The organism is Bifidobacterium cuniculi (genome assembly GCF_000741575.1).
GTDB classification, from domain to species: Bacteria; Actinomycetota; Actinomycetes; order Actinomycetales; family Bifidobacteriaceae; genus Bifidobacterium; species Bifidobacterium cuniculi.
This window is the reverse complement of the sequence record NZ_JGYV01000001.1, coordinates 738,802-753,393: the sequence shown is the minus strand read 5'-3', so window position 1 is coordinate 753,393 and position 14,592 is coordinate 738,802. Positions and strand designations below refer to the sequence as shown.

Here is a 14,592-nt window from a genome sequence, read left to right as displayed (position 1 = left end):
GGTCGGCAGGCAAGAAGCTCACTTCTTGCGTTGACGCAGTCTGTGTCCCTTTTTCTTGTCCGTGTCCGAATCGTTGCTCGAATAGTAATAATAGTAATTGCCGTAGCCGCTGCCCTTCTTGTTGTCCTTGGCACAGTTGAAGACCACGCCGGTGACGGACAGGTCGAGGGTCGTCAGCTCCTCGTTGATCTCGCGCAGATCGTGCTTGAGGGTGCGGTCGCGACGGCAGACCATGATCAGGGAGCCGCCACGGCGCACGAAGATGATGGCGTCGTTGGCCACCACCATCGGGGCGGTGTCGATGATCACGTAGTCGTACTGCTGCATGGCGTTGTTGAGCAGCTCCACCATGACCGGCGAATTGAGCAACGTGGAGGCGTTCGGCGGCTTGGGGCCGGCAGGCATGATATGCAGGTTGCCCTTCCAGTAGCGCTGCACGACGTCCTTGACGGACGCCTGGCCGGAGAGCACGTGGGCGAGGCCGGCGGAGCCGTCGATGTCGAGCTTCTTGGCCACCGAAGGGGAGCGCAGGTCTGCGTCGATGAGCAGTACCTTGGCGCCGTTCTCGGCAAGCGCGGCCGCGACATTGACAGAGGTCGTCGTCTTTCCTTCGCTGGCGCCGGTGGAGGTGGTGATGATGAGTCGGCAATGAGTGTCGTCCACCGGTGCGATGAATGACAAATTGGTACGGATACGACGGTAATCCTCGGCAATCGGGCTGCCCGGTTGGCAAATCACCGCAGGTGAAGTCTCATTGAGCAGTTCATCCTCGGGGATGCGCCCCACGATTGGAGCGCTCAGGTACTCGCCAAGCTCGTCTTCGTCCTCGATCTTCTTGCTCAGCACGTCTTTCAGAAGAGCCGCGAAAACACCAAGGACAAGGCCACCGACGATTCCGACGAGGACATTGAGCTTCCACTTCGGCGAACTGGGGGCCGTAGGTCGTACTGCGGGTTGTACGATGGACAATTTGATGGCGGAACGTGAGCCAGTAGCATACAACGACTTCTCGACCACGTTGCTCAGGGAGCGGGCGACGGCGTTGGCGATGTCAGTGGTTTGCGTCGGGTCGGTGCCCGTGACGGATATGTTGACGAAAGCCGTATTGTCCGGATTGGTCACGCTGATGGTCTCGCCCAACGTGCTGGCACTGGTATTCAGGTCGAGTTCCTCGATTACCGGCTGCAGGACAGTCTGCGTAGCGGTAAGGGCCGGATAGGACTTGATCTGGCTCATAATATAAGAGCTGCCGTTGTTTTGCTCACTCATGTTCGCCTGACTGCCGGAGGCATCGTTATAAGTGGCGAAGAGCTGTGTGGTAGTGGTGTATTTCACTGGCGAAACGGCCGTGAAAGCACAAACCGCTGTGACTGTCACTACAAAAGTGATGGCAATGGTGATGACGTGTTTCCGGATGATGGCCAACAAATCGGAAAATGTCATGCTGTCTCCACCGTCTGCTGGAGCAGTAGTGGCTCCCATTTGTTGCCCCGTATTGAGTTCAGACATCTCCTGATGCATCCCGTCCTTGATCTCATGCGCCCCAACCATCCGCAGACACAATATCCACGGACGCACCGGCGGCTTGTTCCGACACTCTGCAGTCCACCATCCTACCGAGTCGCTGGGACGCCGCCGTGCGTGGCCGCTGCGGTCAGCTGCGCGACACCTGCACGCCCGCCGCGTCGATCGGCAGGTGGAGCACCTTCCAATGTCCCGATTCGAGCTGTTCGGTGGCGACGGCGTCGATGATGGCGTCGGCGTCGCCGGCGTGCAGGACGAGCACGCAGGGGCCGGCGCCGGAGACGGCCGCCGCGAAGCCGGCGGCGCGCAGCTTGGCGATGAGGTCGGCGGACGGCTGCATGAGGGGGCCACGGTACTGCTGGTGCATGCGGTCCTCGGTGGCGGTCATGAGCAGCGCGTTGGGGTCCTGCCGATCCGCGAGCGCGGCAGGGTTCATGGCGCCGATGAGCAGGCTGGCGCGCGCGACGTTGTGCACGGCGTCGGCGAAGGGTACGGTGGCGGGTAGCGCCTCGCGCGCCTTGGCGGTGGACAGTTCGTAGTCGGGCACGAAGACGGTGGCGGTCATGGAGGGGTCGACCAGGTAGCGCACGGTGCGGTAGCCGTCGTTGACGACGCTGCCGTCTCCGAACACGCGGGTGTCGGCGGCGTCGGTCCAGGAGACGGTCATGCCTCCGTAGACGGCGGGGGCCACGTTGTCGGGGTGGCCTTCGATGCGGGCGGCGAGTTCGAAGACGGCGTCGCGGTCGAGTTCGCCGTCGTGGCTGAAGGCGTAGGCGGCGGTGATGGCGGCGACGATGGCCTCGGCCGAGGAGCCCATGCCACGCGCCTGGGGGATGTTGTTGTGCGCTTCGAGGATGAAACCGGTCCTGGCCAGCCCGAAGTGCTCGCAGGCGCGCCGGAAGGTGGCGACCACGAGGTGCGATTCGTCGCGGGGCAACGTGTCCGCGCCTTCGCCCTCGATGAGCACCTGCGCCGCCTTGTTGAGCGGGTCGGCACACAGCGTGAACTCGAGTTCGTCGTGGTAGTCGAGCGCGAGGCCGACGGTGTCGAAGCCCGAGCCGAGGTTGGCGCTGGTGGCAGGCACGCGGACGCGCACCTTGTGGGTGACCGGTTCCATCGTTGTTCTCTTCTCTCTGTGGTGGGTCTGGCGTATTCAGTCGAGGACGCGCAGGATGGACGGCGTGCCGGTGACGCAGTCGAGTGCGCACACTTCTTCGACGGTGGCGCGCAGCGTGATCTCGTCGGTCATGTGGGTGACGAGGCGCAGCTGCTGGATCTCGCCGTCGTAGCCGGGGTCCTTGAGCGTGGGCTTCAAGTCCTGGTTGACGCCGTTGATGGAGACGCCGTTCTTCGCGAAGACCGCGGAGATCTGCGCCAGCACGCCTGGGTTGTCGTGGATGAGGAAGCGCACGGCGAAGGCAGCCTTGGAGGCGCTCAGCGGCGCGATCGGATAGTCGTTGTACATGCGGATCGCCGGGCCGGTGCAACCGGCGGCGATGTGGCGGGCGACGGTGACGATGTCGCCGACGACGGCGGAGGCGGTGGGTGCGCCGCCGGCGCCACGGCCGTAGAACATGAGGTCGTCGGCGTATTCGGCGCGCAGGAAGACGGCGTTGAAGGAGCCGCGGACGCTGGCCAGGGGGTGTTCGTCCTTGATGAGGGCCGGGTAGACGCGTGCGGAGACGCCGGCGTCGGACTTGTCGACGACGGCGAGCAGCTTGATGACGCGGTGCTCGGCGGTGGCGGCGGAGATGTCGTCGGCGGTGATGGCGGTGATGCCCTCCACGGTGACGTCGTCGATGCCGACGTTGGTGTGGTAGGCGAGGGTGGCCATGATGGCGGCCTTGTTGGCGGCGTCCTCGCCCTCGATGTCACCGGTCGGGTCGGCTTCCGCGTAGCCCTTGGCCTGGGCATCCTTGAGAGCGACGTCGAAGTCGAGGCCCTTGGTTGTCATCTCGTCGAGGATGTAGTTGGTGGTGCCGTTGACGATGCCGAGCATGTCCTTGACCTGGTCGCCCACGAGGGATTCGCGCAGGGGGCGCACGATCGGGATGGCGCCGCCGACCGCCGCCTCGAAGTAGATGTCCGCATGGTGGTCTTCCGCGGCCCTGTAGAGTTCAGGGCCGTACTTGGCCAGGAGCGCCTTGTTGGCGGTGACCACGGAGGCGCCGTTGTTCAGGGCCTCGAGTACGAAGGTGCGGGCCACGCCGGTGCCGCCGATGAGTTCGACGACGATGTCCGCGTTCCTCACCACGCTCATGGTGTCGCTGGTGAGCAGGGACTTGTCGATCCAGGGGAAGTCGACTTCCTCGGGGTCGAGGCAGGCCACGCCGGACAGTTCGATTGGCCGTCCGATGCGCTGCGCCAGTTCGTCCTGCTGCTCGACGAGTAGGCGTGCCGTCTGGGAGCCGACGGTGCCGGCGCCGAGGAGTCCTACGCGGATGGGGGTGTTGTCTGCCACGGTGAGCGTCCTTCCATGGGTGGTTGGTTTCCTAAGGGGCCATTGTACCGACTGGCCACCGGCATGGCCGGGGCCATCTCGGGATTCCCGGTCCTACTCGCTGACGTCCAGGTCCAGCAGGTCCTCCACGGTCTGGCGGCGCATCATCACGTGCGCGCCGTCCTCCCCCACCGCGACGACGGCGGGGATCAGGGCCTGGTTGTAGTTGCTGGCCATCGTGCGCCCATAGGCGCCGGTCACGGGCACGGCCAGCAGGTCGCCGCGCGTGATGTCGGCAGGCAGCTGCGCGGTCTTCACGACGATGTCGCCGGACTCGCAGTGCATGCCCACCACGCGGCTCAGCCGCGTCTCCTCGCTGCCTTCGCGGTTGGCGAGCGCGGCGGTGTAGTCGGCGTCGTAGAGTGCGGGACGGATGTTGTCGGACATGCCGCCGTCGACGGAGACGTAGGTGCGTTCGGCCACTTCGTGGCCGTCGTCGTCGGTCACGCCGGCCAGCTGCACGGTCTTGACGGTGCCGACGCGGTAGAGGGTGACGCCGGCGGGGGCGACGATCCAGCGGCCGGGTTCGAAGGAGATGACGGGCATGGGCATGCCGAGGATGCGGTTGGTGTCGCCGACGGCGCCGGCGAGGCGGGCGAGTTCGGCGCGCACGTCCATGGCGTCCTCGCCGTCGGTGTAGGCGACGGAGTAGCCGCCGCCGAGGTCGACCTCGGGCAGGGTGACGCCGTTGGTGGCGTAGAAGGTCTTGCGCAGCAGCATCATGCGGCGGGCGGACTGGATGAAGGCGTCGGCGTCGTGGATGTTGGAGCCGATGTGCGTGTGGATGCCGACGAGTTCGAGGGCGTCGTCCTCCTTGGCGATGGCCTGGAGGACCTGCAGGGCGGGGCCGTTGGCGATGAGTTCCATGGCGGCCGCCAGGATGCGGTCGTCCTCGGTGACGTCGGTGGCCTTGAGGTCATAGGGGTAGCGTACCGAATGGTCGAGGGTGCGGCCGTCCTCTTCGGCGCGGGTCTCGGCCATGAGGGCGTTGGCGACGGCGGGCGAGGCGTCGGCGAGCGCGGTGGCACGGTCGACGATGGTGGTGTCGGCGCCGACGGGCAGGAGCGCCACGCCGAACTTCTGGTCCTCGTGGGCGGTGGAGACGTATTCGTGGCCGCCGGCGTGGATGCCGGAGGTGACGCGCAGCATGACGCGGGCGCGCTTGCCCAGTTCGCGGGCGATGCGGGCGATGCGCGCCGGTTCGCCGGGTTCGTCGACGACGATCTTGTCGAAGCCTTCCCGGATGGCCAGGGCGATCTCCTCGTCGGACTTGTTGTTGCCGTGCAGCACGAGACGGCGGCCGGGCACGCCGGCGGCAAGCGCGATGCGCATCTCCCCCATGGTGCAGGTGTCCAGGTAGAGCCCCGCCTCGGTGACGATGCGCGCGACCTGTTTGCTCAGGAAGGCCTTGGCGGCGTAGCTGACATGCACGGTGGTGTTGGCGAAGGCGTCCTGTGCCGCCTTGCGGAAGAAGCGTGCGCGGTCGCGCACTTCGTCGACGTCGATGACGTAGAGCGGCGAGCCGAACTCGTCGAGCAGTTGCGCGGCGGTGATGCCGTGGAAGGCGATGGCGCCGGAGTCGTCGCGGTCGGCCGCGGTGGGCCAGATGAAAGTCAGCATGGTGGGGTCCTTACGTCACGTCCTGAGAAATTGTTCATTTCTCTGAACAAAATCTAGGACGCGGGCCGCCGGCGCGGCCCGTCCTGAGATTTTGTTCAGAAAAATGAACAATTTCTAATATCACATCTTGTCCGGCGCGCTCACGCCCAGCAGCTCCAGGCCGTTGGCGATGACCTGCTGCACGGCGTCGTTGAGTTTGAGGCGGGCGGCGGTGCGGGCGGGTTCGGGGCACTTGGCGATGCGCAGGGCCTCGGCGTCGTCGCGGCGTTCCTCGGCCTCGGTCAGGGCCATGGGCACGACGCGCTCGACGTTGTACCACTTGTGGTAGGCGGCAGCCAGGTCCTCGAGGTAGTGGGCCACGCGGTGCGGAGCGCGCAGGTCGCCGGCCTCGCGCAGCACGGCCGGCCACTGCGCGAGCTGGGCGAGCACCTCGCCGTCGGCCGCGGTGTCCAGGAGCGCCAGGTCGGCCGCGTCACGCTCGATGTTCGCGGCGGCGGCGTTGCGGTCGACGTTGCAGGAGCGTGCGTGCGCGTACTGCACGTAGTAGACGGGGTTGTCGTTGGAATGCGAGGCGAGCAGGTCGAGGTCGATGTCGACCGGCGAATTGTAGTCGGTGCGTGCCAGCGAATAGCGGGAGGCGTCCACGCCGATCGCGTCGATGAGGTCGTCGATGGTGACGACGTTGCCGGCGCGCTTGGACATGCGCACGGGCTTGCCGTCCTTCATCACGTTGACGAGCTGGCCGATGAGGATCTGCATGTTCTCGCCCGGCTGGTCGCCGAAGGCGGCGCACATGGCCATCATGCGGCCGATGTAGCCGTGGTGGTCGGCGCCGAGCATGTAGATGGCGACGTCGGCGGGATGGTCGGCGCGGTGGCGCTTGTTGTTGTAGTAGGCGATGTCGGCGGCGAAGTACGCGTAGTTGCCGTCGGACTTGACGATGACGCGGTCCTTGTCGTCGCCGTGCTTCGTGCTGGCGAACCAGGTGGCGCCGTCCTTCTCGAAGATGTCGCCGCGCTCGCGCAGGGCGGCGATGGCCTTGTCGACCTCGCCGTCGGCGTACAGGCTGTTCTCGTGGAACCACACGTCGAAGCGGACGCGGAACTCCTTCATGGATTCCTGGATCTCGCTGAACATCATGGGCACGGCGCGCTTGCGGAACTCCTCGCGCTGGGCGGAGTCACCCTCCCCCAGCGGCTCGCCGTCGGCGTCGGTGCCGCCGTCGATGCGCTCGAGGTCGAGGATGTCGATGCCGTCGGCGTTGGCTTCAACGATCACGCGGCGTGCGATCTCGTCGATGTAGGCGCCCTTGTAGCCGTCGGACGGGGTCGGCTCGCCGTGCGCGGCGGCGACCAGGGACTTGGCGAAGCGGTTGATCTGTTCGCCGTGGTCGTTGAAGTAGTATTCGCGCACGACCTCGGCGCCGTTGGCCTCGAGGACGCGGGCCATGGAGTCGCCTACGGCCGCCCAGCGGGTGCCGCCGATATGAATCGGGCCGGTGGGGTTCGCGGAGACGAACTCAAGGTTGAGCGTACGGCCGGCCAGATGGTCGTTGGTGCCGAACTTCGTGCCCTCGGCGAGCACTTGGTCGACGACCGCGGCGGCGGAGGCGGAGTCCAGGGTGATGTTGATGAAGCCGGGGCCGGCGACCTCGACGTCCTTGATGCCGTCGGCATCCTTGAGGCGTGCGGCGAAGAGCTCGGCGAAGTCGTGCGGCTTCATGCCGGCCTTCTTGGCGAGCTGCATGGCGGCGTTGGAAGCCCAGTCGCCGTGCGCACGGTCCTTGGGGCGCATGACGGCGAACTTGTCCGCCGGCGGCAGCAGGTCGACGGTGAGCGTGCCGGCCTGTCCGGAGGCGATGAGGTCCTGGGCGATGGTGTAAATCAGTTCAGAAAGTGCTTCGGGGCTCATTCGGCCCAGTCTAGCCACAGCTGTCCCCTTCTAGATTTTGTTCGAAAAAATGAACAATTTCTAGAAGGGGTCAGCAATCCGTCAGCGTGGTCAGGGAGCGCGGGGGCAGCGTCACGCGGACCGGCCGGGCGCCGTCCACGGCCACCTCCACGGCGGCGGCTTCCGGGCGCTCGTTGACGACGACCGCCACCACCCCGTACCGCTCCGTGCGAAAGGCGACGGCCTGCATCCCGCGGCCGTCGGACAGGTCGCTGTCCACGCACGCCGAGCCGGGGGCGACGAAACGGGAGAAATGCGCCAGGGCGTAGAAATCGGCGTTGCGTGTCACCTCGCCGGTGGCGCGATCCACGCTCACCAGGCCGCGGTTCTGCGCGTGGCGCAGCTGGCGGCGCACGTAGTACCAGTCGGGGGCGTGCCGCCCGTCGAGGGCCACGTTCCACAGGATCGCGCAGCGTGCCCAGTGCTGCATCATCGAGCACACCGCGCCGCCCATCGTCATGAGCGCGGCATCCCAGTTGCGCGGCCCCCAGTCGCCGCCGGAGGCTTCCGTCACCCAGATGCCCTTGTCGGGCCAGTCGCGGTGGATGGCGTCCAGCGTGCGCACGTCGCCACCATAGTAGTGCCATGCCGAGCCGGCGAGCGCAGCCAGCGCGTCCGGCCGTGCGTACACCTCGCGCACGAAGCGGCCCTCGGGGAAATGCCTGGTCGAGTAGTTGTGGTCCCAGCACAGGATGCGCACGTCGCCCAGGCCGTGTGCGCGCAGCCGCGGCGCCAGCGAGCGCGCCACGAAGCGCGCCTGTTCGGCGGGCGACATCGCCATCGTCGGCCACAGGGAGTGCGCGAGGTCGGGTTCGTTGACGGGGGTGACGGCGAAGATGTCCACCCCGTACTGGCGGTACAGTGCGCAGAAGCGTGCGATGAGTTCCGCGTAGGCGCCGTGGGAGGAGGGCTTGAGACGGCCGATGAGGCGGCTGATGGGCCGTCGACCGAGCACGCTGTGGTTGGTCTTCATGTTCGCCGGTGCGCTCCACGGGCTGGCGATGACGCGCAGCGGCGTGCGCTGCCCGGCCGGCAGCGCTTCCTGGGAGCGTGCGCGCAGCCGTGCGGCGGCGCCGACGGGCGGCAGGATGGCGCGGATCTCGTGGGAGAAGTCGAGGGAGTCGAGCGTGGGGTCGGCGCGGCGGCGCAGGAAGCGGTAGGGCCGCACGACGTGGTCGGACGGGCCGATGGGTTGGCGCAGCAGCGACAGTCCGATGCCGTCGGTGTCGCTGAACAGTTCGGTCAGGATGCGGTCGGGGTCGCGCATGGCGTTGAGGAAGAGCCAGGCGCTGGCTTCGGTCATGGAGGCACCGAAGCCGTCGATGTGCTGGCGCGGACGAGCGGGGTGGATGGCCAGGCGGCTGGCCGGCGGGGCCGCGCCGGCGGCCGACGCGGTCGCCGCGGGGTCGGTTTCGGTCAACGCGGCATCCAGCCCGGTGTCGGCGGCGTTGGCATAGGTGACGAACATGCGCATGAGGTTCATCATACGCATGCGCACGCGCGCGAGATTTTGTTCAAAAAAATGAACAATTTCTCAAAGAGGTGAGTGGGCTCGATGGGGTTCGAACCCACGGCCTTTCGCTCCGGAGGCGAACGCTCTATCCACTGAGCTACGAGCCCTCACGCTCGCACTACTGTACACGCAGCCTTGACTTCGACGCAAGCCGCCCGCGGCTTTTTTCCGTACGGAAGCCCGCGGTCTGCCCAATGGGCACTAGACTGGGACGCATGGACTTTGCAGCACGCGTGATGGACGCACCCGCCGGCGATTTCCAGTACGAACGACGGTTCTTCTGCCGCGCCATGCCCGACGACCTCAAGGATGAGCCGACGGCGCTCATGGTGCAGGGCTACTTCGTGCACGAGGACAACTATGCGCTGCGCGTCCGGCTGCGTTCGGACACGCTCAACGTGCCCATGACGCCCGGCCTCGATCCCCTCGACGTGCTGCGCCGCCACCGCGACGGCTTCCGCGTGGCGACCGTGACGGCCAAGGGACCGTCGGTGGGCGGCACGCGCTACGAGGCGGAGCGGGAGATCGACACGCGCATCGGCGCGGAACTCCTGCTGCGCTGCCGTGACGTGGTCGTCAAGAACCGTACGACCGCATGGATCAGCGAGGACTGGTGGAACGTCGACGTCTTCGGCGGCGCCAACGCTCCCCTGGTGATTGCGGAGGCGTTGCGCGGCACGCCCGTCACGAACCTGGTGATTCCGCGGTTCTGCGTGACCGAGGTGACCGACGAGCCGCGCTTCAGCAACGACGAGCTGTCCTGGCGCCCCTTCGGTGGTTGGGCGGACGGCTACGAACGCGAACTGCGCGAGCACGGCCCGCGCTTCCAGGAGCTTTTCGGGCGCAACACCATGGAAGCGTGAGGATCGTCAGTACATGAGCGTCGCCAGGCGGCGGCGCGCACGTCCGAGGCGCTCGTCGGACGCCTCGGGGATGAGGAAGTACTCGAGCATGCGCCGGCGCACCGGCTCGATCTGGTCGCGGTGTGCGGCCGCGAAGTCGAGCAGCCGGTCGAAGGCGTCCTGGATCTGGCCGCCGATCATGTCCACGTCGGCGACGGCCAGTTGCGCGTCGACGTCGTCCGGCGCGGCGGCCGCAGCCTCGCGCACGGCGCGCACATCCGCGTCCGCGGAACGTGCCAGCAGCAGCGCTTTTGCGCGTTCACGCTGGGCGAGCGTGTCCGTGGGGTCGGCTTCCAGCACCTGCTCGTAGGCGGCTGCGGCGCCGGCATAGTCGCCGGCCTGCGCGAGGCGGTGCGCTTCGGCGTGCGCGGCGGGGACGGCCGGTTCGGCCGGCGCGGCATCCTCGCCGTCGGCGGCGTGGATGTACGGCGCGGTGCCGGATACGCCGGCCTGCGCGGCGACCTGCACAAGCTGCGGCAGCACCTGGCCGGTGATCTGCGTGAGCTCCTCGTCGCTGGGCATCCCCTCGAGGATCGGCATCGGCCGTCCCCCGATGAGCGCGAACAGCGCCGGCGCGCCCTGCACGCCGAAGGCCTGCGCAATCGACGGGTACTGCGCGACGTCCACGCGGGCGAGCTGCAGCTGGCCGTTCATCGAGTTGACGGCGTCGCCGAGGGCCTGTGCCATGGGGAAGCAGCGCTTGTCGGTGGCGATCCACATGAGCATGAGCACCGGGTAGGTGGTGCTCGACTCGACGACCGCCTGGAAGTTCGATTCGGTGACGTCGATGACGTAGCCGCCTGCCGCGGGCGCGCCGCCGGCCTGTCCCGGCGCGGCGTTCGCCTGGTGCTTGAGCGACTCGAGATCGACGGCGCCTGCGAGCGAGATGCCCGGCTTGAAGTCCTGTGCCATGATGATGCCTCGTTTCCTTGCTTGGTACTTGATTCCTGATGACGGTTATGACAGCGTGCCCGCGTATCTCACGCGGGCACGCATGGCAGGGCGAGGCACGCTCAGACGGCCTCGACCTTCACGACCTGGCGTTCGGCGCCGACGGCCGTGACCTTGAGCCCCGACTTCTCCGAGGGCACATACAGGGCGATGACGTTCACGTAGGTGGCCTTCATGGTGCTGGTCGCCTTGCCGTCGAAGAGCGCCTTCTCGGCGTCCGACGCGGGCTGCGACTCGCGGCCCTCGCCGGCGGTGCGCGTCCAGACGGAGTCGATCTGCGCGACGACCAGGTCGCCGCCGTCCGCGGTGCGCATGATCTGCATCTGTCCCTCGACGGGCGAGAAGGTCTGCGACTGCGTGCCCTTGTTGCGTTCCATGCCCTCCTGCACGGTCGCGGACAGCTTGGCGAGCTCCTCGCGGAAGTAGTCGCCGTCGAAGTCGCCGGCGTACTGGCTCTGGTCGCCGTTCTGCAGCACGTCCGCGTAGCGGGCCACCGCCTCCTTCGGCGTCATGACCAGACCGGCGTCCTCCTCGTGGCCCATCGCCGAGCCGATCTGCGGCACGGTGAACTTCGGCATCGAGACGCCCTGGAAGAGTCGGGTCAGACCCCACAGCTTGTAGTTCTCGCGCGCGTCGCCCTGGGTGAACACCAGCAGGCGCTTCGACTGCTGGTCCTCGGTCGTCTCGGTGATGGTGAACACGCTGCGCGGCCAGCCGCTGTCCGTGGGGATCACTGTCTGGGAGATGTCGGTGGGGATGGCGGTCTTCGCGTCGAGCTTGCCGGTCTTCTGCGCCACCAGCAGCTCGCTGGTGCGGATCTGCAGTTCGGGGCCGGTCATCGCCTGCTCCAGGCCCGTCGGGTCCTTCTGGCTGTTGCAGTCCTCGATGGTCTTGAGCAGGTCGGTGCGGATTGTCTCCTCCTGCGCCTCACTCAGGTCCGGGGTCGGCGAACCGTCGGAGGTCGGCGCGCTCACCTGCGGCACCGTGCCTTCGCAGGCGCCGAACGACACCGCCATGCCTGCGGCCAGCAGGCCGGCGACGAGGATGGACAGGGGACGTCGGGTCATTGCTTCGGCTCCTTCGTGCTGGTCTCGTCGCCGGGTTCCTCCTCGGCGACGTTATGCGCTTCCTCGCCTTCCACAACCACCAGCTCGGTGGAGGCGCCCTCGGGGGCGCCGTCGGCAGTCGTGTCGGCGACTTCAGTGGCGTCGTCGGTGACGACCGCGAGGGCCGCGTCACCGCCGGCCGGCGCGTCCTCGGTGCCGACTTCCTGCGCGAGCCTGGCGAAGTACGCGGTCAGCTCGTCGGGGGTGATCACCGAGGTCGTCTCGTCGTTGGCGGTGCCGGACTCCGCGGTACGGGCGCGTTCAGCGACCATGTTGCGCGACGACGGGTCGACCACGGTCGGCGTGTCCTGGCCGTCCTCCTGGTGGCTGCGCGCATGGCGGCGGCGGGGACGGCCCGGCTCGTGCTTGCTCCTGGTTGGCCTGAGCTTGGAGAGCGAACCGGCGAATGCCTCGCCGATGCCGACTTCCTCGGGCTGTGGCTTGCGCTTGACGGGCTCTTCGGGCAGCTCGCTGCCGCGCTTGCGCCGACCGAGCGGCTCCATGGCGAACAGGGATGCGGAGAGCACCGCCAGCACGGCCAGCAGGCCGCCGGCGAAGTACCATGGCATCGCAAAGTTCGGGATGTCCTGGCGGATCCAGTGCATGGTGATGGTGGCGTCGGGCACGCTCGTACCGAAGTCGACGAGGGCGACTTCGCTGGAGGTGGCGTCCTCGAGGGACAGTTCGGCGGTGCCGTTGCCGCAGGCGGTCTTGGTCCACATGTCCGAGTCGGCGAAGCTGACCTGGTTCTCGGACTGTGAGGCGGTGCCGTGCGTCTCCTTGTCGGAGGTCGACAGCTGCTCCCACGTCTCCAGGCCGGTGATGCGCACGTAGGATTCGCCGGACAGCCAGCCGGCGGCGTCCTTCGCCGAACCGATGGCGATGCAGGCGGTGTCGACGTCCGTGTCGACGGCGTCCTGCTGGTTGCCCTGTTCGGTCTGGTCCGCGGTGGCGCGCGCCTCGTCGCCGCCGTCCACGCTCACGGTGACGGCATTGTCCACGAGGTCCAGCACTCCCGGGTCGACGAGCAGGTACCGGGTGTCCTGCACGGTGGCCTTCGCGTTGATGCTGGGGCTGGGCTTCCAGATGGTCGAGTTCAGGATGCCGAATACGATGCAGGCCACGGCAAGCAGCCCGAAGATGGGGGTGACCACACCGCGCATGATCTTGGCATGGCGGGTCGGCCCCGGGTGGTGGCGCGGCTCGCTGTGTTCTTCCTGGTCGTCTGTCTTCACACCGCTCATTCTACAGGGGACCCCGGCAGTGTGCCCTCGGGGGAATATGGGGTGCGGCCGGAATCGGTAGGGCCGGCGTGCGCACGAGGGGCCCGGACGGCGGCGGCGCGCGCACGATCGCGGTGATGGGCGGATGTCTTTTCGCGGCGGCCGGGCATGCGGTGAAAGCTCCGTGAAGGAATGTGAGACGGCATGGTCCAAATCGTGGCGAACGGATAGGGTTGGGACTCATGACATCGAATGCACGTACCCATAGCATCCTCACGCGGCTTGCAGCCGCCACCGCCGCCGTGGCCCTCGGCCTCGGCATGGCCGCCTGCGGGGGCGACTCCTCCTCCGACGCCTCCGCGTCGGCCAGCGTATCCGCCACCACTGCCGAACTGCCCAAGCTCGAAGGCGTCACCGCCTCCGGCAAGCTCGGCGAGAAGCCAGAAGTGAGCTTCAAGGCGCCGCTGTCCGCGGAGAACAACGCCGCCGCCATCCTGCAGGAGGGCGACGGCGACGCCCTCGTCAACGGCAACCGCATCTGCATGCAGCTGACCCAGTACGGCCTGACCTCCGGCGAGGAGGTCGCCACCACCTGGACGGACGACGTGCCGGACTGCTCGCTCATCCTCGACGAGGACAACCTGCCCGGCGACGCATCGAACGCCACCCTGGGCCAGATCGCCAACCAGCTGCTGACGGGCAAGAAGGTCAACACGACCTTCGCCGTGACCATCAACGACGGCAACGACGAGGACCAGTCCTACATGCTCGTCGCCACCGCGACCTCCCAGTCCAAGGACTATGAGGTCGCCCAGGGCAAGGCCGTGACTCCGCCGTCCGACCTGCCCAAGGTCACGATCGGCGACGGCGGCAAGCCGTCGATCGACATGAACGGCTACAAGGGCTCCGACAAGCTCGTCTCGCAGACCCTGATCGAGGGCGAGGGCCCCGAGGTCGCCGAAGGCACCTACGGCGTGGTCGTCAACTACACCGGCTGGCTGCTGGACGGCACCCAGTTCGACTCTTCCTGGGACCGCGGCCAAACCTATGACGCGGTGCTCCAGAACATGATCCAGGGCTGGCAGGAAGGCCTGGTCGGCCACACCGTCGGCTCACGCGTCCTGCTGGTCATCCCGCCGGACCTCGGCTACGGGGACCAGGACAACGGCGAGATCCCCGCGAACTCCACGCTGGTGTTCGTGGTGGACATCCTGGGCAAGTACTGATTCGGCAAGAAAAGCAACTATCCAGGTTGCCGCCCAAATGTGTGTAAGAAATCGGCCCTCAAGTCTTCTCTCGGTTG

Annotated in this window: 11 protein-coding genes and 1 tRNA gene; 2 read left to right on the top strand and 10 right to left on the bottom strand. The window is 67.2% G+C overall.

Annotated features, from left to right (window positions below; genetic code table 11):
• Window positions 1-18 precede the first annotated feature (18 nt).
• The 7 genes from BCUN_RS03410 to BCUN_RS03380 form a co-directional block, all read right to left on the bottom strand.
• Entirely contained in the window at window positions 19-1,482 is a 1,464-nt protein-coding gene (locus BCUN_RS03410) for a tyrosine-protein kinase domain-containing protein (protein ID WP_420796463.1), read from the bottom strand.
• A gap of 172 nt (window positions 1,483-1,654) precedes the next feature.
• On the bottom strand, window positions 1,655-2,641 hold the full coding sequence (gene thrB / locus BCUN_RS03405; protein ID WP_033517057.1) for a homoserine kinase: 987 nt from the start codon (window positions 2,639-2,641) through the stop codon (window positions 1,655-1,657).
• 36 nt (window positions 2,642-2,677) lie between these two features.
• Window positions 2,678-3,985, bottom strand: coding sequence for a homoserine dehydrogenase (locus tag BCUN_RS03400; RefSeq protein ID WP_033517055.1), 1,308 nt, complete (start codon window positions 3,983-3,985; stop codon window positions 2,678-2,680).
• A 93-nt stretch (window positions 3,986-4,078) separates the two neighbouring features.
• Window positions 4,079-5,644 carry a diaminopimelate decarboxylase family protein gene (locus tag BCUN_RS03395; RefSeq protein WP_033517053.1) on the bottom strand — a complete coding sequence of 522 codons (1,566 nt, stop codon included), beginning with the start codon at window positions 5,642-5,644 and terminating at the stop codon, window positions 4,079-4,081.
• A gap of 120 nt (window positions 5,645-5,764) precedes the next feature.
• Window positions 5,765-7,555, bottom strand: coding sequence for an arginine--tRNA ligase (argS, locus tag BCUN_RS03390; RefSeq protein WP_033518769.1), 1,791 nt, complete (start codon window positions 7,553-7,555; stop codon window positions 5,765-5,767).
• Window positions 7,556-7,625: 70 nt separating this feature from the next.
• Window positions 7,626-9,068, bottom strand: coding sequence for a glycoside hydrolase family 30 protein (locus BCUN_RS03385; protein WP_238552299.1), 1,443 nt, complete (start codon window positions 9,066-9,068; stop codon window positions 7,626-7,628).
• 73 nt (window positions 9,069-9,141) lie between these two features.
• Window positions 9,142-9,214: transfer RNA gene (locus tag BCUN_RS03380), tRNA-Arg, on the bottom strand.
• 129 nt (window positions 9,215-9,343) lie between these two features.
• On the opposite strand from BCUN_RS03380, the gene BCUN_RS03375 reads away from it, so the two are divergent.
• Window positions 9,344-9,970 carry a CYTH domain-containing protein gene (locus tag BCUN_RS03375; protein WP_033517854.1) on the top strand — a complete coding sequence of 209 codons (627 nt, stop codon included), beginning with the start codon at window positions 9,344-9,346 and terminating at the stop codon, window positions 9,968-9,970.
• Window positions 9,971-9,976: 6 nt separating this feature from the next.
• On the opposite strand, the gene BCUN_RS03370 is transcribed toward BCUN_RS03375, so the two are convergent.
• From BCUN_RS03370 to BCUN_RS03360, 3 genes are all read right to left on the bottom strand, one after another.
• Window positions 9,977-10,921 (bottom strand): tetratricopeptide repeat protein, encoded by a 945-nt coding sequence (locus BCUN_RS03370; RefSeq protein ID WP_033517852.1) that lies wholly within the window; start codon window positions 10,919-10,921, stop codon window positions 9,977-9,979.
• Window positions 10,922-11,022: 101 nt separating this feature from the next.
• The gene (locus BCUN_RS03365; RefSeq protein WP_033517851.1) at window positions 11,023-12,027 is read right to left on the bottom strand and encodes a DUF8094 domain-containing protein; all 1,005 of its coding nucleotides are present in this window, start codon (window positions 12,025-12,027) and stop codon (window positions 11,023-11,025) included.
• A complete protein-coding gene (locus BCUN_RS03360; protein ID WP_033517849.1) occupies window positions 12,024-13,310 on the bottom strand; it encodes a hypothetical protein in 1,287 nt (428 codons plus the stop codon). Before BCUN_RS03360 ends, BCUN_RS03365 begins: the two co-directional genes overlap by 4 nt.
• Before the next feature lie 221 nt (window positions 13,311-13,531).
• Here BCUN_RS03360 and BCUN_RS03355 point away from each other — a divergent pair, with 221 nt between their 5' ends.
• Window positions 13,532-14,515, top strand: a complete 984-nt coding sequence (locus BCUN_RS03355) for an FKBP-type peptidyl-prolyl cis-trans isomerase (protein WP_193345973.1) — start codon at window positions 13,532-13,534, stop codon at window positions 14,513-14,515.
• Window positions 14,516-14,592 lie beyond the last annotated feature (77 nt).

Coding starts and splice junctions, on each gene's coding strand:
- BCUN_RS03410 (WP_420796463.1), bottom strand. CDS start 1,482: ATGGGAGCCACTACTGCTCCAGCAGACGGTGGAGACAGCATGACATTT.
- thrB (WP_033517057.1), bottom strand. CDS start 2,641: ATGGAACCGGTCACCCACAAGGTGCGCGTCCGCGTGCCTGCCACCAGC.
- BCUN_RS03395 (WP_033517053.1), bottom strand. CDS start 5,644: ATGCTGACTTTCATCTGGCCCACCGCGGCCGACCGCGACGACTCCGGC.
- argS (WP_033518769.1), bottom strand. CDS start 7,555: ATGAGCCCCGAAGCACTTTCTGAACTGATTTACACCATCGCCCAGGAC.
- BCUN_RS03385 (WP_238552299.1), bottom strand. CDS start 9,068: ATGCGCATGTTCGTCACCTATGCCAACGCCGCCGACACCGGGCTGGAT.
- BCUN_RS03375 (WP_033517854.1), top strand. CDS start 9,344: ATGGACGCACCCGCCGGCGATTTCCAGTACGAACGACGGTTCTTCTGC.
- BCUN_RS03370 (WP_033517852.1), bottom strand. CDS start 10,921: ATGGCACAGGACTTCAAGCCGGGCATCTCGCTCGCAGGCGCCGTCGAT.
- BCUN_RS03365 (WP_033517851.1), bottom strand. CDS start 12,027: ATGACCCGACGTCCCCTGTCCATCCTCGTCGCCGGCCTGCTGGCCGCA.
- BCUN_RS03360 (WP_033517849.1), bottom strand. CDS start 13,310: ATGAGCGGTGTGAAGACAGACGACCAGGAAGAACACAGCGAGCCGCGC.
- BCUN_RS03355 (WP_193345973.1), top strand. CDS start 13,532: ATGACATCGAATGCACGTACCCATAGCATCCTCACGCGGCTTGCAGCC.